The organism is Streptomyces sp. NPDC052236 (genome assembly GCF_044548015.1).
In the GTDB taxonomy this organism is placed as follows: domain Bacteria; phylum Actinomycetota; class Actinomycetes; order Streptomycetales; family Streptomycetaceae; genus Streptomyces.
On the sequence record NZ_JBIUBL010000012.1, the window covers coordinates 72452 to 94369 of the forward strand.

General features: G+C 68.6%; 14 protein-coding genes and 2 pseudogenes. 11 read left to right on the top strand and 5 right to left on the bottom strand.

The annotated features are described in order from the left end of the window. Positions 1 to 188: 188 nt before the first annotated feature. Positions 189 to 1289, top strand: a complete 1101-nt coding sequence (locus ACIHCQ_RS20900) for a pirin family protein (RefSeq protein WP_399664107.1) — start codon at positions 189 to 191, stop codon at positions 1287 to 1289. A gap of 60 nt (positions 1290 to 1349) precedes the next feature. Here ACIHCQ_RS20900 and ACIHCQ_RS20905 read toward each other — a convergent pair whose 3' ends face one another. Then, the gene (locus ACIHCQ_RS20905; RefSeq protein WP_399664109.1) at positions 1350 to 2558 is read right to left on the bottom strand and encodes a low temperature requirement protein A; all 1209 of its coding nucleotides are present in this window, start codon (positions 2556 to 2558) and stop codon (positions 1350 to 1352) included. Positions 2559 to 2569: 11 nt separating this feature from the next. After that, positions 2570 to 3931, bottom strand: a complete 1362-nt coding sequence (locus ACIHCQ_RS20910; protein ID WP_399664111.1) for a dihydrolipoyl dehydrogenase family protein — start codon at positions 3929 to 3931, stop codon at positions 2570 to 2572. A 256-nt stretch (positions 3932 to 4187) separates the two neighbouring features. Here ACIHCQ_RS20910 and ACIHCQ_RS20915 point away from each other — a divergent pair, with 256 nt between their 5' ends. The 5 genes from ACIHCQ_RS20915 to ACIHCQ_RS20935 all read left to right on the top strand — a co-directional run bounded on the left by ACIHCQ_RS20915 (position 4188) and on the right by ACIHCQ_RS20935 (position 8198). After that, complete coding sequence (locus ACIHCQ_RS20915; RefSeq protein ID WP_399664113.1) at positions 4188 to 4763, top strand: Dps family protein; 576 nt, start codon at positions 4188 to 4190, stop codon at positions 4761 to 4763. Beyond that, positions 4760 to 6082: an MFS transporter gene (locus ACIHCQ_RS20920; protein ID WP_399664116.1), complete on the top strand. Its 1323-nt coding sequence runs from the start codon at positions 4760 to 4762 to the stop codon at positions 6080 to 6082. The genes ACIHCQ_RS20915 and ACIHCQ_RS20920 overlap by 4 nt, the downstream gene beginning before the upstream one ends. Before the next feature lie 63 nt (positions 6083 to 6145). Continuing rightward, positions 6146 to 7267 carry an LLM class flavin-dependent oxidoreductase gene (locus ACIHCQ_RS20925; RefSeq protein WP_399664497.1) on the top strand — a complete coding sequence of 374 codons (1122 nt, stop codon included), beginning with the start codon at positions 6146 to 6148 and terminating at the stop codon, positions 7265 to 7267. An 8-nt stretch (positions 7268 to 7275) separates the two neighbouring features. Continuing rightward, positions 7276 to 7914: an FMN reductase gene (locus ACIHCQ_RS20930; protein ID WP_399664500.1), complete on the top strand. Its 639-nt coding sequence runs from the start codon at positions 7276 to 7278 to the stop codon at positions 7912 to 7914. Positions 7915 to 8030: 116 nt separating this feature from the next. Further along, entirely contained in the window at positions 8031 to 8198 is a 168-nt protein-coding gene (locus ACIHCQ_RS20935; RefSeq protein WP_399664119.1) for a winged helix-turn-helix domain-containing protein, read from the top strand. A 797-nt stretch (positions 8199 to 8995) separates the two neighbouring features. Here the strand turns inward: ACIHCQ_RS20935 and ACIHCQ_RS20940 are convergent. The 3 genes and pseudogenes from ACIHCQ_RS20940 to ACIHCQ_RS20950 all read right to left on the bottom strand — a co-directional run bounded on the left by ACIHCQ_RS20940 (position 8996) and on the right by ACIHCQ_RS20950 (position 12084). After that, the gene (locus ACIHCQ_RS20940; RefSeq protein ID WP_399664122.1) at positions 8996 to 9232 is read right to left on the bottom strand and encodes a hypothetical protein; all 237 of its coding nucleotides are present in this window, start codon (positions 9230 to 9232) and stop codon (positions 8996 to 8998) included. Between the two features lie 549 nt (positions 9233 to 9781). Then, a pseudogene (locus ACIHCQ_RS20945) lies at positions 9782 to 10318 on the bottom strand (RHS repeat-associated core domain-containing protein); the annotation flags it as partial. A gap of 1016 nt (positions 10319 to 11334) precedes the next feature. Continuing rightward, on the bottom strand, positions 11335 to 12084 hold the full coding sequence (locus tag ACIHCQ_RS20950; protein WP_399664125.1) for a FadR/GntR family transcriptional regulator: 750 nt from the start codon (positions 12082 to 12084) through the stop codon (positions 11335 to 11337). Positions 12085 to 12472: 388 nt separating this feature from the next. Between ACIHCQ_RS20950 and ACIHCQ_RS20955 the strand changes: the two are divergent. The 5 genes and pseudogenes from ACIHCQ_RS20955 to ACIHCQ_RS20975 all read left to right on the top strand — a co-directional run. After that, positions 12473 to 13441 (top strand): annotated as a pseudogene (locus ACIHCQ_RS20955) (arabinofuranosidase catalytic domain-containing protein); the annotation flags it as partial. A 30-nt stretch (positions 13442 to 13471) separates the two neighbouring features. Then, positions 13472 to 13849 carry an RICIN domain-containing protein gene (locus ACIHCQ_RS20960; RefSeq protein WP_399664502.1) on the top strand — a complete coding sequence of 126 codons (378 nt, stop codon included), beginning with the start codon at positions 13472 to 13474 and terminating at the stop codon, positions 13847 to 13849. A gap of 1 nt (position 13850) precedes the next feature. Next, positions 13851 to 17327: a ThuA domain-containing protein gene (locus tag ACIHCQ_RS20965; protein ID WP_399664128.1), complete on the top strand. Its 3477-nt coding sequence runs from the start codon at positions 13851 to 13853 to the stop codon at positions 17325 to 17327. A 13-nt stretch (positions 17328 to 17340) separates the two neighbouring features. Then, positions 17341 to 20160 (top strand): PQQ-dependent sugar dehydrogenase, encoded by a 2820-nt coding sequence (locus ACIHCQ_RS20970; RefSeq protein ID WP_399664131.1) that lies wholly within the window; start codon positions 17341 to 17343, stop codon positions 20158 to 20160. A gap of 12 nt (positions 20161 to 20172) precedes the next feature. Further along, positions 20173 to 21891 carry a ThuA domain-containing protein gene (locus ACIHCQ_RS20975; RefSeq protein WP_399664134.1) on the top strand — a complete coding sequence of 573 codons (1719 nt, stop codon included), beginning with the start codon at positions 20173 to 20175 and terminating at the stop codon, positions 21889 to 21891. Positions 21892 to 21918: the final 27 nt, after the last annotated feature.

Here is a 21918-nt window from a genome sequence, read left to right on the forward strand (position 1 = left end):
GCAGCCGCGCGGACGGCCGCCCCTTCTCCGTCCGCGCGGCGCGCACCCATGTGCGCCCCCGACCTCAACGTCACACCCCGCAAGCCTGCCAGCCTGCCAGCCTTCGCCGAAGGCATCGCACCCGAGCTGGAGACCACCTTCGGCAAACGTGAAGGCGGATCTCTTCGAACGCTTCGAAAGAGGACCCGATGCCCGCTACGACCGTCCCCGACATCCTCGCCCTCCCGCGTGTCCCCCTGCCGGACACCACTGTTCTCTCCCAGCGCCCGGTCCGGTCGGTGACCACCGCCCCCAGCGGCGTGGAAGGAGAGGGCTTCCCCGTCCGGCGAGCCTTCGCCGGAGTGAGCACCAAGGACCTCGACCCCTTCATCCACATGGACCAGATGGGCGAGGTCGACTACGCGCCCGGTGAGCCCAGGGGAACCCCGTGGCACCCGCACCGCGGCTTCGAAACCGTCACGTACCTCATCGACGGCATCTTCGAGCACGCCGACTCCAACGGCGGCGGCGGAACCATCACCAACGGCGACACCCAATGGATGACCGCCGGAAGCGGAATCCTGCACATCGAAGCCCCACCCGAGCATCTCGTAGTCTCCGGAGGGCTCTTCCACGGCATCCAGCTGTGGGTGAACCTCCCCAGCGCCAACAAGTGGGACCCGCCGCATTACCAGGGCATCAAGGGCCGCGAAACGGCCCTGCTGGCTTCCGACGACGGAGGGGCTCTGCTCCGTGTCATCGCCGGTGAGGTGGCCGGACACGCCGGCCCCGGCTCGACCTTCACCCCCATCACCCTGGTCCATGCCACGCTCAACGCGGGGGCGGAACTGACGCTGCCGTGGCGGCCGGACTTCAACGCACTGGTCTACGTCCTCGCGGGCCAGGGCACCGCGGGAACCGAGGCGCGCCCCGTCCACACCGGACAGTTGGCCCTCTACGGTCCGGGCGACGTGCTGAGCCTCGCCGCAGCGCGGCAACAGGACAGCCACACCCCGAACCTGGAGGTGCTGATCCTCGGCGGCCGGCCGATCCGCGAACCCGTCGCGCAGTACGGCCCGTTCGTGATGAACACCGAGGCCGAACTGAAGCAGGCGGTCGAGGACTACCGGGCCGGGCGGCTGGGCGTGATCCCCGCCGAACACCTGCCGCACACCACAACCGGTGACGCAACCGGTGACACCGTCAGCGGCGAGCAGGAGGAGCCGCATGGAAGGCACCGACGTTCGGCGGACCAGCACCGAGACTCCGGACCGCAGGCGGCCGGCCGCCACCGTGGCCCACAGCTCTGATGAGTCCTACCGGGTGGAGATCCGAGCCCCCGGGTCATCGGCGGGCAGTCGTCACCCGGGCTACGCGCCGGGCGCCGCCCCGCCACTCCCCCGCGCGGTCGTCCGGTGGTCACCGGCCACCGTGACGACGGCGACCAGGACCGCCAGCAGCAGTCCGACCGTAAGGGTGGGTACCGGCGCGAAGGTGGCCGCGAGGATGAGAGCCGCGGCGAGAGGGAACAGGATCTGTTCGGCCGCGCTCCTCTGGTGGGGCCTCAGGTGCAGGGCCCAGACGGTGAGCAGGAAGACCGCGGCCGGGACGGTGACGGCGGCGGCGACGGTCGTCGGCGAGGCATCAGTGCGATGGGTGATGTGATCGGCGTTCACTGCCAGGCCGGCTCCCACGGCGGCCGCGGAGGCCAGGATCAGGTAGTGGCCGTAAGCCCACGTGAACCTTTTGCGGTGAGCCCGGTGCGTCGTGGCAAGCAAGGTGTGCGCGGGTCTGGCGAAGTACAGCCACCACATGGCGAAAACAGTCAGCAACCCGCCTGCCGCCACCGCATACAGCGGTCCCGTGCCGTGGTGCTCCGCGAGGGCGCTCCGGACCGCTGTGGCGGCGGCTGCCACGGACTCGCCGAGCACGATGAGCGTGAACAGCTCGTAGCGCTCGGCGATATGGCGCGGGTGCCATGGCGTCATCCCGGCGGACTGCGCCCACACCGGGACGGAAAGCTCGGCCACGATCATCACCGCGATGCCCGGCAGGTGTGCCGAGGCCGGGAGGAAGAGCAGCCCGACCCAGCCGAGCTGGCACACCACCACCCCGGTGGCAAAACGCAGAGCAGTCCTGCGCCGGCCGGGGTCGGAACGCGCGGCACGCAGCCACAGTGCGGCCAGCGCCGTGCGCATCACGACGTATCCCAGGGTGATGACGCTCAGATCGCCGTCCTCGAACGCCCGCGCCACACCGGCCGCGAGGACGAGGGACCCGGTGATTTGAACCAACACCGTCAGCCGGTAGGCGACGTCGTCCGGATCATACGCGGAAGCAAACCACGTGAAGTTCATCCACGCCCACCAGATGGTGAAGAAGACAAGCGCGAACCGCAGGGAACCGGCGGCATAGTGCCCTTCCGTCACCGCTTCATGAAGGCTCCCGGACGCCTGCGCCACCGCGACGACGAAGCACAGGTCGAAGAGGAGCTCCAGCGAAGTGGCGGCCCGGTGCGGCTCCTTCGGGTCCCGGCCGCGCATGGCGCCCAGGCTTCCGCCCCTGTGCATGTACGTCATCGGAAAGCTCATCAGCGCAGGGCCCCGAGGGCCGCTTCGACAGTCCGGTGAAAGGTGGGGTAGGTGTAGATCATGTGCCGGAGCTGCTCGACGGGCACCTCGGCGTGAACGGCGACGTTCAGCCCGTAGAGCACCTCGCCTCCCGCCGGTCCCGCTGAGGTCGCGCCGATCAGGACACCCCGGTCGGCGTCCTCGATGAGCTTGACGAACCCCTCATTGCCCGCCTTGTGGATCCAGCCGCGCGTGGAGGAGGCGATCGGCACAGAGCTGGTACGGACCCGCAGGCCCTGCTCGCGGGCCTGGCGCTCCGTGAGTCCCACAGCGGCGATCTCCGGGTCGGTGAAGGTGACCCGGGGCAGCGCCCGGTAGTCGGCGTCGGGGCCGGGCTGCCCGAGGATGTCCCGCACGGCTATCTGTGCCTGGTACATCGAGACATGTGTGAAGGAGCCCCAGCCGGTGATGTCGCCGACCGCCCACAATCCCGCACCTGCCCGCAGTTGCCCGTCGGTGTCCACCGCGGCAGCCGCCGGGTCGAGACCGACCGCGTCGACTCCCAGCGTGGCCAGGTCGGCCCGGCGGCCGGTGGCGACGAGGAGCCGCTCGGCGGTGAGCGGCTCCTCCACGCCGTCGAGGCGCACGGTGAACGCGGTGCCGTCATGGCTCACCTGCCGCGCCCGAGCGGCCGTGAGCACCGTGACACCATCGGCCCGCAGAACGCTCCCGGCCAGTTCCCCGGCCTCCGGTTCCTCCGCCGACAACAGCCGGTCCTGGCCCTCGACGACAGTGACCACGCATCCGAAACGGGCGAAGACCTGGGCGAGTTCGACGCCGATGGCTCCCCCGCCCAGAACGAGCAGGGAAGCGGGCAGCTCCTTGGTCGCCATGGCGTCCCGGTTGGTCCAGTACGGCGTCGTCTCCAGGCCCGGAACCGGGGGGATCCGGGGCCGGGTGCCGGTGGCCAGTACGACGCCGCGCCGGGCCTGGAAGGTGCGGCCACCGGCCGCCACCCGGCGTGGCCCCACCAGGCGCCCGGTGCCGCGGACGAGCCGGCCGCCCTTGCCGGTCAGCCGATCCGCGGCCACCTGATCGTTCCAGTCGTCGGTGGCCTCGCCGCGGATACGACCCGCGACCCGACCCCAGTCCGGAGTCACGGCCACCTCGCCGGCGAGCCCGGGGACGCGGCGGGCCTCGGCAAGGAGGTTCCCGGCCCGGATCATCATCTTGCTGGGCACACAACCCCAGTACGGACACTCGCCTCCGACGAGCTCCGCCTCGATCCCCACCACGTCCAGTCCGGCTTCGGCCAAGGTCCCTGCGACGTACTCCCCGCCGGGCCCCAGGCCGACCACGACCACATCCGCCTGCTCAATCATGCCGGTACCTTTTCTCGTGCTTCGTCGGGCGTCCGCTGTCCTGAGAGGCGGGTTCGCCGACCGTATGTCCGCACAGCACCGGCGCCGTGTCTGCCTGCGCACCGGCTCTTGCCCAGGAGTGAACGCCGGGCGAGCACCGCGTCCGGCGCAGTGCGCTGGTGAGCATCACCGCATGCGCTCCTGGGCAACGCGGGCCCTGTTACGGCCCCTAGCGTCGTTCCCGTAAGCAACGCGGAGCACCCACAGGAGGCAGCTCATGACCACCGATGCCAAGCCCTTGAGCAGCCAGCCGTGGCTGCATCAGAAGAGCGAAGTGATCCAGGAGTTCGGAACCGTCAAACAGTTCCCGATCGGTCTGTCCTTCGAGGCCCGGATGTACTCCTGCCAGCGGCTGAACCGGGTCCTGGCGGACACGCAGATCCTCTACGGCCTCTACAAGAAGCACCATTGGCTGATGCGTGGAGCGACCTTCTACCAACTTCACCTGGTCCTGGACAAGCACGCGGGAGAACAGCTCGACATCGTCGACACGCTCGCCGAGCGGGTACAGACGCTTGGCGGCGTGGCCGTGGGTGACCAGCGGCACGTCGCCGAGATCACTGCCATCCCCCGACCCCCGAACGGTGTGGAAGAGGTCCCGGCCATGCTGTCACGGCTGCTGGAGGCCCACGAGACGATCCTCACCGACGCCCACGACGCGGCGGCGCGCACCGTGGAACTGGGTGACGACGGCACCAACGATCTACTCGTCTCCCAGGTGATCCGGACCGGCGAACTCCAGGCGTGGTTCCTGGCCGAACACCTGGTCGACACTCCCCTCGTCCGTACGTGAGGACGACCGGTGGCCGGGCCACGGCGGACCGACTCCACACCGGACTCCGGCTCCACACCGGACTCCGGCACCACACCGGACTCCGGCACCACACCGGGCTCCGTCACTCACCGGCCCGGCACCATCTGGGCTTCTGGGTGGTCGCCGCGGTCTTCACCCTGATCATGGCCTTCTCCACCGTGCCCACCCCGCTCTACCCGCTGTACGAGCGCGCGGACGGATTCGGGCCGTTCGTCGTCACGATCGTCTTCGCCACATACGCGGTCGGCGTGCTCGTAGCGCTCTTCCTGGCGGGGCACCTGTCGGACTGGTACGGACGAAGGACGGTGCTGCTTCCCGCGATCGTGCTCAGCATCGCCTCCGCGCTGGTCTTCGCGAGCTGGACCTCGCTCCCCGCGCTGCTCGCGGCCCGGCTGCTGTCGGGACTGAGCGTGGGCCTGCTGACGGCCACAGCCACCGCACACCTGGACGACCTCCATCAGCACGCCCGGCCCGGCGCCTCCCGCACGCGCGCCAACGTGGTGGCGACCGGTGCGAACCTCGGTGGTCTGGGTCTGGGGCCGCTGGTCTCCGGGCTGTTCGCCGAACACGCCGGGGCGCCGCTGCGCACGCCCTACCTGGTCTTCCTCGCGCTGCTGGTGCTCGGGGCGGCCGCCGTACTGCTGGCGCCCGAAACCGTTGACCGGCCGGAGCCGAGGCCGCGCTACCGCCCCCAGCGGATCAGCGTTCCCGACGGGGCCCGGCCCGCCTTCTACGCGGCGGCCACCACGGCCATGGTCACCTTCGCGGTCTTCGGCCTGTTTACCTCGCTGACGCCGGTGGTCCTGAACAGCCCGCAGGTCACGTCACCGGCCGTTACCGGACTCGCGGCATTCCTCGTATTCGGTTCGGCGGCACTGGCGCAGATTGTGCTCGCCCGTCTGAGCCCCCGCACCCAGCTGCTGCTGGGGCTGTCTCTGCTGGGGGTCGGCATGGTCGTGCTGACCGCTGCGGTCTGGGTGGCGAGCCTGGCACTGTTCCTCGTCGGCGGTACGGTCTCGGGCGCCGCCGCCGGCACGGCCTTCAAGGGCAGCGTCACCACGGTGTTGTCCGCCGGCCGAGCCCGAGCGACGCGGGGAGACCCTCACCGGGCTGTTCCTGGCGGCCTATCTGGGGCTGTCCGTCCCGGTGCTCAGCCTCGGTCTGGCTGTGCAGACGGTGCCGGTCCGCGACGCGGTGCTGGTCTTCGCCGGCGTACTGCTGGTCATGACGGCACTCCTCGCGCGCCGGTTCACCCGCGGCTGAGCCTCTCCGGGGGCCCAGGCAGGGCACCGGAATAGCGGTGCCGGGCATGATGTTCAAAGGTTAGTTGAATGATAAATGAAATGAAGGAGATGGATTCGATGCAGTTCGGGATCTTCACCGTCGGGGACGTCACCGCCGACCCCACCACCGGCCGGACGCCGACCGAAGGTGAGCGGATCAAGGCGATGACCGCCATCGCGGTCAAGGCCGAGGAGGTCGGGCTGGATGTCTTCGCCACCGGCGAGCACCACAATCCGCCCTTCGTGCCCTCGTCGCCGACCACCATGCTGGGCTGGATCGCCGCGCGCACGGAGCGCCTGATCCTGTCCACCTCCACCACGCTGATCACCACGAACGACCCGGTGAAGATCGCCGAGGATTTCGCGATGCTCCAGCACCTGGCTGACGGCCGGGTCGACCTCATGCTCGGCCGCGGCAACACCGGACCGGTCTACCCGTGGTTCGGCCAGGACATCCGCCAGGGCATCCCGCTCGCCGTGGAGAACTACGCGCTGCTGCACAAGCTCTGGCGCGAGGACGTCGTGGACTGGGCGGGCCGCTTCCGCACCCCGCTGCAGGGCTTCACCTCCACACCCCGCCCGCTGGACGGCGTACCGCCCTTCGTCTGGCACGGCTCCATACGCAGCCCCGAGATAGCCGAACAGGCCGCCTACTACGGTGACGGCTTCTTCGCCAACAACATCTTCTGGCCCAAGGACCACTTCCGGAAGCTGATCGACCTCTACCGGCAGCGCTACGCCCACCACGGCCACGGCACGCCGGAACAGGCGATCGTCGGACTCGGCGGCCAGATCTTCATGCGGAAGAACTCCCAGGACGCGGTACGGGAGTTCCGCCCGTACTTCGACAACGCGCCTGTCTACGGACACGGGCCCTCGCTGGAGGACTTCACCGACGACACCCCGCTCACGGTGGGCAGCCCCCAGGAGGTCATCGACAAGACCCTGACCTTCCGCGACACATTCGGCCACTACCAGCGTCAGCTGTTCCTGATGGACCACGCCGGACTGCCCCTGAAGACCGTCCTGGAACAGCTCGACCTGCTCGGCGAGGAAGTCCTGCCCGTACTCCGCAAGGAGTTCGCCAACGGCCGCCCGGCCGGCGTCCCGGGTGCCCCTACCCATGCCTCGCTGCTCGCCGACCGAGACGCGCAGGCGATACAGGACCGTCAGGACCCGAAGGAGGAAATGCCCAAGTGAATGACCAAATGAATGCGCCTCAGCCCCTGCGGCTCGCGGTCGTATCGGCCGGTCTGAGTGTCCCCTCGTCCACCCGGCTGCTCGCCGACCGGCTCACCGCAGCCGTACGGCAGCAACTGGGCGACGACGGGCGCGATGTCGAGGTCACGGTCGTCGAGCTGCGCGACCTGGCCGTCGACATCGCCAACAACCTGGTGACCGGCTTCCCCTCGCGCTCCCTGGCAGAAGCCGTGGAAGCGGTGACCGAGGCGGACGGGCTCATCGCCGTCACCCCGGTCTTCTCTGCCTCCTACAGCGGACTGTTCAAGTCCTTCTTCGACGTCATCGAGAACGGCGCACTGACCGGCACGCCGGTACTGGCCGCGGCGACCGGCGGCACAGCCCGGCACTCGCTGTCCCTGGAACACGCGCTGCGCCCGCTGTTCGCCTACCTGCGGACGGTCGTCGTACCCACGGCGGTCTACGCGGCCTCCGAGGACTGGGGCGGCAACGGCGACGCCCTCACCGACACCCTGCCCACCCGGATCGCCCGCGCGGCAGGCGAACTGGCCGAACTCATGCGCCTCCGCCCGGGTGGTGGCGGGCGGCCCACAGAGGAGACCGTGGTTCCCTTCGAACAGCAACTGGCGGCCCTGCGGCCCAAGTAGACGCGTACAGCCCCATGCGCCGGGCGCATCAACGGAAGGACGACGGACCGGGAAACCTACGGCGGGCAGGCGGCGGTCCGCGCCAGAAGCCGAGCTGGCGAAGGGGCCCGCGGCTCATGGCTGGCTACACCATCCAGGGCGTCGCCAAGAGGCTGCGGCGCAACGGCTGGTCGCGTCAGGTGTCGGCCCGGCGGGCGGGGGAACGCGACGAGGACGCGGCGACCACCTGGGGGAAGGGGACGTGGCCGCAGGTGGAAACACCGCGGCGGCGCTCGGCGCCTTGATCGGGAGGCGACAAGGCGTATGGAGCACCAGGCCCGGGCCCGTGGGAGTAACCGGACCTCGACCCGATCGGGCGACCGACGGTCAACCACCGATTGACCGCGATCGCGGCGCTGGGGAGCGATGGGAGCACGGGGAGCGGAAGAGCGCTCCCACACCGCGCCCGGACACGCGAAAGGGGCCACCCGAAGATGGCCCCTGACCTGCTACAACGCAGAATTCCGCTGTCGGGACGACAGGATTTGAACCTGCGACCCCTTGACCCCCAGCAATGCGCTCGGCGCTACGTTGAAGACCTGAACAGCCACACCGCACCGTACAGAGCAGTCAAAACCGCATACCGCCCGCTACACGGCCGCCAGGATCACTATGGCGCAGCCCGAGGACGTACGCCTCCATCGAGTCGTGCTCCGCCGCGTACTGGCGCAATTGGCTGCTGCGGTGAACGTTCAGATTGTCTCAGACAACTATGGCGGGCCGCCGAGCCGGAGGTGGGCCCGCACGAGAAGGTCACGGTAGTCCTCCCGGGTGAATCCCCCCGGTGATCGCCTCGGTGATGTCCTGGATCCGAGGACGGTAGATCAGCCGGCTGCGTTCAGGCTGCGTTCGCCGGGCTTGAAGCAGGCGAGCGCGGCACCGCTCATTCTGCGTCGGTCAAGCCCTCACGTTGCGTATACCTCACAGGCGCAGCCCTACAGGGCGCGGGAGCGCCGCGTCAGCAGAACGCCCCGACATCACTCATTCAGGTCGGCGTGACGCACGTCGCGCCAAGTGTCGCCCGTGTCGGATCCTCGGGTATTCATCGGGTTCCGCCGCTTTCGCCTCTTTCGGTCACGGATTCCAAGGCGTGGAGAATTCTTTCAAGGTCTTCCGCGGCCGCTGCACAGAATTCTTGATCGCCTTCCGTGATAGAAAGCATCGCCTCATCAAATTCACGACCGTCAGGTCCAGATTCCTCGATCAGGCGAGTTGGCGCGATCAGCCAGGTCTTCGTCGACTTGAATGTCCACTGCAGACGCTTCGGTGCCTCGCGCACAGCCAGTTCGAAAACAGTCCTCAGTTCGTCACTGGGCGTCTCAAAGCGCCACGCGATAAATGCAAGCTGGAGGTTCCCATAGAGGGGGTGACGCTCCGTCGGCGACCTGAACCAGACTAGCCGACTGAACTCACTCAGGACTCTGCCCGGATCGCTGATTTCCTGTAGCCATAGCTGAAATCCTATCGCTGCCTTTCACCGCCGCCCTCCCGGTGGAGCCATCCTGAAGTCTCCGTTGTTCCTCACAACCTTCTCACCCTCGTTCTCGTGCCGAAGCGCCCTCTCGTAGTCGCCGAGGGGAATAGGCTTGTCGCTGAGTGTCGGGTCGTAGGCGTAGCGTCCGTCTGTGTATACCTCGTAGAAGATGTACTTTTCAACGGCCCGGCCTCCGTGCTCGGGAATCCTGATCTCGTTTCCCGAGTAGGTCGTATAGTTCACGATCTTGCCCTCCCCGTCGGCTCTCCTGGAAATGAATGCGGCGATGTCTGAGCAGTCAATGTCCGCAATGCGCGAACTGCGAGGCGCGGCTCTCATCGCTTCAGTCAGCGTGGTGCTCGGAGGGTGTGCCGGGCTGGGATCGCGGATCCCATACAGACCGCGTCCGTTCGGGCAACCGTCGGGTGCCAACCCGAGAGGGTCGGCCCAGGTGTGCGGGTTGTGCACGTAGGTGCTGGGGTTCGGCGCCGGCGCCAGACCCAACGGGTCGGAAGTGAGGTAACGGGCCGTCTCAGGGTCGTAATGACGGTGGAAGTTGTAGTGGAGGTCGGTCTCCGGGTCGAAGTACTGGCCCGGGAAGCGGAGCGGGGTGTACACCGTGCTGGCGCTCGCCCATGTCGTCGTGCCCCATAGTGTGCTGCGCGTGTGCCAGGCGAGGCTTCCTGACTCGTCAACGAGTTCGCTAGGGGTGCCGACCAGGTCAGTGACGATCGCGAAGAACCGTTCGTCGATCGCCTGCTGAGATACGTCCGTCGCGAGGATACGTTCCGTTTGCGCGAGAGGGCGCAGGCCGTCGTGGTCCCAGGTGAGGGTGATGGGATTGGGCAGGGCCTCGCTGTGCGTGGTCTGCTCGCACAGCGTCGCGCTGTCCCCAAGCTCCTGACCGCTGCCGCTTGACATATAGATGCTACGCACAGCCCACCCCCGAACACTCGCGTCCCACGGCTCGCGGGGATCTACGCATCCCACATGCATCCCACAAATACCCTGACGGCCCGCCAGGAGCGCGAGAAACAGCAGGTCAGAGCAGAGAAAGGGCCGTTAGGTCAAGCGCCTTCTAAGCACTTGGCCGCAGGTTCGAGTCCTGCCGGGGGCACCCAACCCCGCCCCTCCCCCGAGGGGCATTTTCGCTGGTCAGCAGGGTGCATTCGATCTGCCGGATCGATCGGCCGCACCCTGTCCACGATGGCCGTAGTCCGGCTGAAACCGGGTTTCTACGGGTGGCTGTCCCCCATGTGTCCCCCAGCGTCCCCCACCGCGGTGGCCCCTCCAAGCGGCCAGCACGGTGCAGCGCCAAGCGGTCGGGGCCCACTCGCGTGGGCCCAGACCGCTTCATCATGCCGCCACCGGCGCGTACCGGATGCCTTCGATCCGTTTCAGGTAGTCGGCCAACTGGCCGACGATGCAGCGTGCGTAGATCGCCAGGAGCACAGGCACACTGTTGCCGGCCCAGGCAGCGACTGAGCCGGTGGGATGCCACTGTTCAACCACCCTGTCAGACAGGTGTGACGACGGTCGTACACCCGTTTCCCGGCGGGCGACTTGAATTCATGTGGTGGCAGCACCTCCTCGCGTGCCTTTCGCCAGACCCGGCGGAAGACGGATCCCGCCAGCATGCGGCCCTTCTCACCGGGAAAGAGCAGATCGGTCGGCTTGAGCCTGTACAGCTCGACGATGCCGCGCAGCAGGACCAGTCCGAAACCGCCCGCGGGCATCTCCCCGGGCGGCGCGCCGCCGTTCGCGAAGGGCCGTGCGGGGCAGGGCCGTTGTCCACCGCGGTGACGGTCAGTTGCACCTCAGCGGCCGGGGGGTACTTGCGCACATTGGTCAGCGCTTCCTGACCGAGCCGACGGAGGTGACGCATCTCGACTCTCGTCGCCGCGTTGTCAACCGAAGACACGGCGCTGGATCTCGCGCCGGTAGTCCTCGAGGGTGTTGTCCAGGTGCACGGCGGCGGCCTTGGCCGCCTCGTCGGGTTTCCCGTCGCGGATCGCCCGGTAGATCGCGGCATGCTCCTCGACCGCCTCCGGCGCATGCCCGCCTACCGTGCCGTGCAGGCCGATCGTGCTGGACTGGCGCTGCAGGCGGCGAGCCTCGCGTACCGAGGCGACCAGGAACTGGTTGTGTGACGCGACAGCGACGGCGAGGTGGAAGTCGTCATCGCCACGGTCGAAGAGTGCGGCCTGCTCGATCAGATGCCCCTGCCGACAGGTCTCGACGGCGGCTTCGATCGCCCGCAGCTCGGCCGGTGTCGCGTGGGTCGCGGCGAGTCGGCTCGCGGCGGTCTCCTGGATGCGGCGGAACTCGAACAGCATGTACACGTGGTCGAGGTCGGCGGGCAGGAAGAATCCGCCCCAGCGCGACGAGCCCAGCATCCCGTCGTCGTCGGCGACGTAGAGGCCCCGGCCCTTGTGCGCCCGGACCCGCCCTATCGCCGAGAGGATCTTGACCGCCTCGCGAACCACGCTGCGACTGGCGTCCAGCCGCGCGGCCAGATCCTTCTCGGTCGGCATCCGGTCGCCGGGCCGCAACCCCGACTCGGCGATGAGCTGGAGGATCCGCTCGGCGACCACCTCGTATCCCGGTCGGTACGAGCCCGCCGGCTCAGCGGCGCCGTCCGCTGTCACTTCCACCATGTCGAAAAATCCTACATCACCGCCCGAGATCCACAGATGAGTCGCATACATCCGTGCGGTTCGCGCCCTTGACTGACCACGACCAAACCAGGCTATGGTAAGGATTTGGCGCATCTTGCCGCATCCATGAGTCGCATACATACCGGACGCTTCGCCTGGCCGCAGTGGCGACAGCAGGCACCACGGCACGACCTCTTCTTCTGCTACACCGAGTTGTCAAGGACGACGGACTGGACTGGGAGCGCTCCCAGCGGAGGTGTACATGTGGTTTTCGTCAGTTCCCCGGTTACATCGAGCGGCTCCCGGATGGCGCTCCCGTCTGCTGCGGTCGGCGGTGGCGCTGGCCGTCTCCGCCGCCGCGTTGACCTGGTCGGCACCGGCGCCGGCACTGGCGGCCGGCACGGGACCGTGCGACATCTACGCAGCCGGTGGCACGCCCTGCGTGGCCGCCCACAGCACGGTGCGGGCGCTCTACGGCTCGTACGACGGAAACCTGTACCAGGTCCGGCGCGGGTCGGACAACGCGACCAGGGACATCGGCCTGTCGGCCACCGGCGGCACCGCGGACGCCGCCGCACAGGACTCCTTCTGTGCGGGCACATCCTGCGTCGTCACGGTCGTCTACGACCAGTCCGGCCGCGGCAACGACCTGTGGTACCAGGGCTCGAGCCAGGTGCCCGGCTCGAGCCAGAGCCGCCCGGCGAACGCGACCGCCGAGTCGCTGGCGATCGGCGGGAGCAAGGCGTACTCGCTGTACATCAACCCGTCGAACAGCTACTGGCGTGACGGTCACCTGACAGGTGTGCCCACCGGCAGCGCGCCGGAAGGCATGTACATGGTGACCAGCGGCACGCACGTCAACAGCGGCTGCTGTTTCGACTACGGCAACAGCGAGACGACCAGGAGCGCCGACGCGGCCGGCGCGATGGACGCGATCAACTTCAGCACGCAGTGCTGGTTCGGCGGATGCTCCGGAACCGGTCCCTGGGTCCAGGCGGATCTCGAATGGGGGCTCTACTCCGGCGGGAGCCAGTCCTGGAACCCGAACCAGCGGGCGTTCACCAGCAGGTACGTCACGGCGATGTTGAAGAACAACGGAACGTCCCGGTTCGCGACCAAGGGCGGCAACGCGCAGTCCGGAAGCCTGACCACGCTATGGGACGGCGCGCTTCCCCCTGGCTACAGCCCCATGAAGAAGCAGGGCGCCATCATCCTGGGCAGTGGCGGTGACTGCTGCAAGCCCGGCGGTGGCGCCAACCTCAGCGCGGGAACGTTCTACGAGGGAGCCATGGTGGCGGGCTACCCGTCCGACGCGACCGAGAACGCGGTGCAGGCCAACATCATCGCGGCCGGCTACAGCGGCGGCGACACCGGCACGACCGGTGCGGTGCGCGCGGTGGGCGCGGGCAAGTGCCTCGACGTGCCGAACGCGTCGACCACGGCCGGCACGCAGGTGCGGACCTGGGACTGCGGCGGCGGCGCCGGCCAGACCTGGACTCGCACCTCGTCGGGTCAGCTGACCATCTACAGCGGCGGCGACACCCGCTGCCTGGACGCGGACGGCCAAAGCACCGGTTCGGGCACCAAGGTGATCATCTGGCCGTGCAACGGGCAGGCGAACCAGCAGTGGAACGTCAACGCGAACGGCACGATCACCGGCGCGCAGTCCGGGCTGTGCCTGGACGTGTCCGGGGCGTCCACCGCCAACGGGGCCCTCGTTCAGCTGTGGACCTGCCACGGCGGCGGCAACCAGCGGTGGAGCTGACATGAGACATACATTCACCAGGCTGCTGATCGCGTTAGCCGCCGTCCTGCTGGTCACGATGAACGCGCCCGCCATGCCCGCGACGGCCGCACCGGCGGCGGGTGAACGCGTGCTGTTGTTCACCAAGACCGCCGGCTTCCGGCACGACTCCATCCCGGCCGGTGTGGCGATGTTCCAGCAGATGGCCACGGACAACGGGTGGCAGTTGACCCACACCGAGGACTCGACCGTCTTCAACGACGCCACACTGTCCACTTTCGACGCTGTCATCATGTTCCAGACCTCCGGCATGGTGTGGACCACAGCGGCGCAGCGCACGGCGGTCCAGACGTACGTGCGGGGCGGGGGCGGGATCGTCGCGATCCACAACGCGACGGACATGAACATCGAGAGCGAGTTCCCGTGGTGGGACCAGATGCTCGGGATGACCATGACCCAGCACTCGGCCACCGTCGCGGGCACGGCCAAGGTCGCCGACCAGGTGCACCCGTCCGGGCAGGGGCTTCCGCAGCGGTGGAACCGCACCGAGGAGTGGTACAACTTCGACCGCAACGCCCGCGGCAACGTGCACGTGCTGGTCACCGCCGACGAGACGACGTACAACCCCGGCCCGTCGGGCATGGGCAATGATCACCCGATCTCCTGGTGCCGCAACGTCGATGGCGGCCGGCTGTGGGCGACGGCCATGGGGCATCAGGCTTCCGCGTACTCCGAGCCGCTGTTCCGCGCACACATACTCGGCGGGGTGCGGACCGCGGCCGGCACGGCCCCGGCCGACTGCGGCCCCACCGTGTGGTCCAGCTACGACAAGGTCGAGCTGGACGGCAACACGCTGGCGCCCGGCACCCTGGACGTGGCGCGGGACGGCCGGGTCTTCTACACCCAGTACGGCGGGCAGCTGAAGATCTACAAACCGAGCACCCGGAGCACGGTCACCGCGGGCACACTCAACGTCTACACCGGCGGCGAGGACGGCCTGGCCGGCGTGGCGCTGGACCCGAACTTCGCCACCAACAACTGGGTGTACCTGTACTACTCGCCGGCCGGCACGCAGGAGATCAACCGCGTGTCGAGGTTCACGGTCAACGGTGACACGCTGGACCTGGCCAGCGAGCGAATCCTGCTGTCCATTCCGGCCGCGCGGCAGTCCGAGCCGGGGCACACCGGTGGGTACCTGACGTTCGGTCCTGGCGGAAACCTCTACGTCGGCGTCGGCGACGACATCAACCCGCACGAGTCCAGCGGCTACACGCCGATCGACGAGCGAGCGGGGCGCAACCTGTTCGACGCGCAGAAGACCGCGGCCAACACCAACGACCTGCGCGGCAAGATCCTGCGCATCCACCCCGAGCCCGGTGGCACATACACGATCCCGGCGGGCAACATGTTCGCGCCTGGCGCCGCGCAGACCAGGCCGGAGATCTACGCGATGGGCTTCCGCAACCCGTTCCGGTTCACTGTGGACACCGACGGCACCATCTACCTGGCCGACTACGGTCCGGACGCCGGGGCCGACAACGCCAACCGTGGCCCGGCCGGGCTGGTCGAGTGGAACGTGATCACGTCACCGGGTTTCTACGGCTGGCCGTACTGCGTCGCGAACAACATCCCGTTCAGCGACTACAACTTCGCCACCGGGCAGTCCGGCGCCAAGTTCAACTGTGCCGCGCCGGTCAACGCCTCCCCCAACAACACCGGGCTCACCAACCTGCCCGCGGCTCGACCGGCCACCATGTGGTACGGCAACGGCAGCAACGGCAACGCCTTCCCGGAGATGGGTGGCGGCGGCGAGGCCCCGATGGCCTTCCCCGTGTACCACTACGACCCCGACAACCCGTCGCCCACCAAGTTCCCGCGGTACTTCGACAAGACGCCGTTCTTCGGCGAGTGGGCACGCAACACCCTGCACGAATTACGGCTCGATTCCTCGGGGAAGCTGTTGAAGATAAACAGGTTCCTGTCCAACCTGACCTTCAGGTCACCGATGGACGCCAAGTTCGGTCCGGACGGCTCGCTGTACCTGCTGGAGTGGGGCACCGGGTTCGGCAGGGACAACCCCGACTCCGCGCTCTACCGGATCGACTACATCTCCGGCGACCGTGCCCCGATCGCCCGTGCGACCGCCACCCCGTCGTCCGGCGGGGCGCCGCTGACCGTGAGTTTCTCGAGCGCCGGATCGTCCGATCCGGACGGCGGCGCGCTGACCTACCGGTGGACCTTCGGCGACGGCGGCACCTCCACGGCCGCCGACCCGTCGCACACCTACACCACGCGCGGCCAGTTCAACGCGCAGCTCACCGTGACCGGCCCGAACGGGCAGACCGGCGTGGCCAATGTGCCGGTCACCGTGGGCAACACCGAACCGAGCGTCCGGTTCACCATGCCCCCGAACGGCGGCATGTTCCACTTCGGCGACGAGGTCCCGTACTCGGTGAGCGTCACCGACCCGGAGGACGGCACGATCGACTGTGCCCGGGTGATCACGACGCCGGCGCTGGGGCACGACGAGCACGCGCACCCGCTCGACCCGCGGCCGGGGTGCTCCGGTGCGATCGCCACCCAGAGCGACGGCGGGCACGGTTCCGACGCCAACCTGTTCTACGTGGCCGACGCCGCCTACACGGACAACGGCGCGTCCGGCGTACCCGCGCTCACCGGGCGGGCCCAGGTCGTGCTGCAGCCCAAGCACAGGCAGGCCGAGCACTTCACCGGCTCGTCCGGAATCCGGGTCGTGTCCCAGGCCGGCGCGGAGGGCGGCAGGCGCATCGGGGATATCGGCAACAACGACTGGATCTCGTTCACCCCGATGAACCTGACCAACATCAACCAGGTCTCGTTCCGGGTGTCCTCCCCAGGACCGGGCGGCTCGATCGAGCTGCGGGCCGGGTCACCGACCGGGCCGCTGGTGGCCACCGCGACCGTGGGCAGCACGGGTGGGTGGAACAACTACGCGAGCCTGCCGCCGGTCACCGTGACCCGCCCGGCGGGCACGGTCGAGCTGTTCGTCGTGTTCAAGTCCACCGCGACCGCCCCCTACGACCTGGACTCGATCACGTTCGTCGGTCCGGGCGTGGGTACACCGGGCGCGGTCACCACCGGTCCGATCGTGGGCGCGGGCAGCAAATGTGTCGACGTCAACGGCGGTAGCTCCGCCGACAACACCAGGATCCAGCTCTGGACCTGCAACGGTGGCACCAACCAACAGTGGACCCGCGACGGCAGCACCTGGCGCGGCCTCGGCAAGTGCATGGCCGTCACCGGAACCACCGACGGCACCCCGGTCCAGCTGTCGACCTGCGACGGCAGCCCGGGACAGAACTGGTCCCCGCAATCCGACGGATCACTGGCCAACACCGGCTCCGGCAAGTGCCTGGACGCCAGCGGCGGCAGCTCGGCCGACGGCACCCAACTGATCATCTGGTCCTGTCACAGCGGCGCGAACCAGCGCTGGACCATCCCTACCACCCTGCACTCATGACGGAGCCGATGTCGTGAAAAGACTGATCGTAAAAAGACTGATCGCAGTGGCCGCGCTGATCGCGGCGACCCTCGTCGTACCGGTGTTCACCGCACCCGTGCCCGCGTCGGCGCACGCGGTGAACCCCGTCGACTTCCAGCAGGTCGAGCTGGCCCGGGGCGTCGCGGAAGTGGGCGAGCCCATGTCCCTGGCCGTGCTGCCGGACCGCTCGGTACTGCACACCGCACGCAACGGCGTGCTGCGCCGCACCACCACCAACGGGGTCACCAGCGTGATCGGCACCCTGCCGGTCTACACGCACGACGAGGAGGGCCTGCAGGGCATCGGGGTGGACCCGGGCTTCGCCGGCAACCGGTTCATCTATCTGTACTACGCGCCTCCACTGTCCACTCCGGGCGGTGACGCACCGGATAACGGAACGAACTTCTCCGCGTGGAACGGGGTGAACCGGCTGTCCCGGTTCACCCTGGGCGCCGACTTCACGCTGAATATGGCCAGCCAGGTGACCGTGCTGGACGTGCCGACCAGCCGGGGCATGTGCTGTCACGTCGGCGGGGACATCGACTTCGACGCGGCCGGCAACCTCTACCTGTCCACGGGCGACGACACGAACCCGTTCGCCTCGGACGGGTACACCCCCATCGACGAGCGCGCCAACCGCAACCCGGCCTACGACGCGCAGCGCAGCGCCGCCAACACCAACGACCTGCGCGGCAAGGTGTTACGCATCAAGACGAACGCCAACGGCACTTACTCGATTCCGGCAGGCAACCTGTTCCCGCCGGGTACGGCCGGAACACGGCCGGAGATCTACGCAATGGGCTTCCGCAACCCGTTCCGGTTCGGTGTGGACAAGGCCACCGGCGTGCTCTACCTCGGCGACTACGGCCCGGACGCGGGCACGGCCAGCAACAGCCGCGGACCTGGCGGGCAGGTGGAGTTCAACCGGATCACCTCGGCTGGGAATTACGGCTGGCCCTACTGCATGGGCAAGAACACCACCGCGGAGACCTATGTGGACTACACGTTCCCGTCCGGACCGTCCGGGAACCGGTTCAACTGCGCCGCGCCGGTCAACAACTCGCCCCACAACAACGGGCTGACCACCCTGCCTGCCGCACGTCCGGCGTGGATCAACTACGACAACTGCTCGTTCGCGGCGTTCGGTTGCGGGTCCGAGTCGCCCATGGGCGGCGTGGTGTACCGCCACGACGCGGCGAACCCGTCATCGGTCAAGTTCCCTGCCGCGCTGGACGGGCACGTGTTCCTCGCCGAGTTCGGCAGGCGCTGGCTGAAGGTGGTCGACGTCAACGCCGACGGATCGGCCGGGCAGATCAACGACTTCCCGTGGCGCGGCACCCAGGTCATGGACACCGCGTTCGGCCCGGACGGCGCCCTGTACGTGCTGGACTACGGCACGGGATGGGGCAGCGGCAACGCGGACTCCGCCCTCTACCGCATCGAGTACAACCCGGCCGGCAACCAGGCGCCGACCGCGCGAGCAGGCGCAGACCGCACATCCGGGCTCGCGCCGCTGACGGTCAACTTCTCGTCGGCCGGCTCCTCGGACCCGGAGGGCGGCGCGCTCACGTACCACTGGAACTTCGGCGACGGCAGCACGTCCTCCTCGGCCAACCCGAGCCACACCTACACGGGCAACGGCCGGCGCACCGCCACCCTCACGGTGACCGACCCGGCCGGCCGCACCGCCACCGCCAACGTGACGATCACGGTCGGCAACAGCGCACCCACGGTCACACTGAACACGCCGGCCAACGGCAGCCTGTTCTCCTTCGGCGACGCCGTGCCGTACACGATCACCGTGTCGGACCCGGAGGACGGCACGATCGACTGCACCCGGGTGAAGTTGACCTATATTCTGGGCCACGACGACCACGGCCACGAGATCACCTCACGCGCCGGGTGCTCGGGAACCCTGCAGATCCCTGCGGACGGCGAGCACGACACGGCGGCGAACCTGTTCGCGGTGTTCGACGCCGAGTACACCGATCTCGGCGGGGGCGGTCAGCCGGCGCTGACCACGCACACGCAGCACCGCCTGCAGGCCCGGCACCGCCAGGCCGAGCACCGCACCGCCCAGTCGGGCACGGGCCTGTTCGACAAGGCGGTCGCCGAGGGCGGGAGGACCGTCGGCGACATCCACAACGGCGACTGGATCGCGTTCCAGCCCTACGCGCTCGGCGGGGAGACCCGGTTCACCGCGCGGGTGTCGTCCGGCGGCACGGGCGGCACGCTGTCCGTGCGGACCGGTTCGCCGACCGGGCCCGTGCTCGGCTCGGTCGCCGTGCCGGTGACCGGCGGGTGGGACACCTTCAGGGAGGTGTCCACCACGCTGGCGGGCGTCCCGGCCGGCACCGTGACGCTGTATCTGACGTTCTCCGGCGGCAGCGGCTTCCTGTTCGACGTGGACTCGTTCACGTTCGGCACACCGGCGAGTGGCGGCAGCAAGCAGATCGCCGGTATCGGCGGCAAGTGCGCCGACGTCGCCGGCGGCAGCTCCGCCGACGGCGCCGAAGTCCAGCTGTGGACCTGCAACGGCGGCGCCAACCAGCAGTGGACGGTCAGCGGGAGCACGCTGCGCGCACTGGGCAAGTGCATGGCGACCGCCGCCGGCGGCACAACCGACGGCACACAGGTCCAGCTGGGGACCTGCAACGGTTCCACCGCACAGAACTGGTCCGTGCAGCCCGACGGCACCATCCGCAACGGCGCCAAATGCCTGGACGCCGAGGGCGCCAACTCCGCCGACGGCACACAGCTGATCATCTGGACCTGTACCGGTGGCACCAACCAGAAGTGGACGTTGTCCTAGGAGGGCGAAGAGATGAAGCGCTCGTTCACCCGGCGCGTGCTCGGCGCGACCGCCGCCATGCTCGCCGTTCTCGCGTTCGGCTCCAGCCCACCGGCCAGTGGCTCCAGCCCACCGGCCAGTGGCGCCGACGCGCCGTACGACGTGCTGGTGTTCTCCAAGACCACCGGCTTCCGGCACGACTCCATCCCCGCCGGCATCCAGATGATCCGGGAACTGGGTGCGGCGAACGACTTCACGGTGGCCGCGACCGAGGACTCGGCGAAGTTCACCACCGCGAACCTGGCCCAGTACGAGACCGTGGTGTTCCTCAACACCACCGGGGACGTGCTGAACAACACCCAGCAGAGCGCGTTCGAGTCATACATCCGGGGCGGGGGCGGGTACGTCGGCATCCACTCAGCCGCCGACACCGAGTACGACTGGCCGTTCTACGGCGAGCTGGTCGGCGCGTACTTCGCCTCGCACCCGGCCATCCAGCAGGCCACCGTCCGGGTGGAGAACCGGGCACACCCGGCCACCCAGCACCTCGGGCCCGCCTGGGTCCGCACCGACGAGTGGTACAACTTCCGGACCAACGTCCGGGCCGGCGCCCGGGTGCTGGCCACGTTGGACGAGTCGACGTACTCCGGTGGTTCGATGGGGGCCGACCACCCGCACACCTGGTGCAAAACGGTCCAGAGTGGACGTTCCTTCTACACCGGCAGCGGCCACAGCCAGGCGAACTACACCGAGACGGGCGTCCGGTCGCTGGTGCTCGGCGGCATCCGGTACACGGCCAACCGGGCCAAGGCGGACTGCCGGCCGGAGAACGGCTACACGACCCTCTACAACGGCGCCGCCACTGGCTGGTCCCAGGCTGGTCCGGGTGGATTCACCAACAGCGACGGCACCCTGACGTCGTTCGGCGGGCTCGGCCTGCTCTGGTACAGCACCAAGCAGTTCGGCGCCTACTCGCTGAAGCTGGACTGGCGGATGGCCGGTGACGACAACTCCGGGGTGTTCATCGGCTTCCCGCCCAGCTCCGATCCGAACACGTCGCTCAACCAGGGCCACGAGATCCAGATCGACGCCACGGACTCGCCGGACCGCACCACCGGCGCGATCTACGGCTTCCAGGCGCCGAACATCGCCGCCCGCGACGCGGCGCTCAACCCGCCGGGCGCGTGGAACACCTTCGAGGCGCTGGTGGAGGGCGAACGCGTGCAGGTGTTCCTGAACGGCACCAAGATCAACGATTTCACCAACACCGACCCGGCGCGCTCCCTGGCCTCCGGGCACATCGGTATCCAGAACCACGGCGACGGCGACGAGGTGTCTTTCCGCAACATCCGGATCCGGGAGCTGGGCAGCACAACACCCACCACCGGTCCCATCGTGGGCGCCGGCGGCAAGTGCGTCGACGTCAGCGGCACCGGCTCCGCCGACGGCGCGAAGATCCAACTGTGGACCTGCCACGGCGGCACCAACCAACAATGGACCCGCGACGGCAACACCTGGCGCACCCTGGGCAAATGCATGACCGTCGCCGGTGCCACCGACGGCTCCCCCGTCCAACTGTCGACCTGCAACGGCGGCCCCGGACAGAACTGGACCACCGGCACCAACGGCGCACTCATGAACCCGCAGGCGAACAAGTGCCTCGACGCCAACGGAGCCAGCAGCGCCAACGGCACCCAGCTCATCATCTGGACCTGCCACGGCGGCACCAACCAGCGCTGGACACTCCCCTGATCATCGTCAGGCACTTCTTCGACCGCG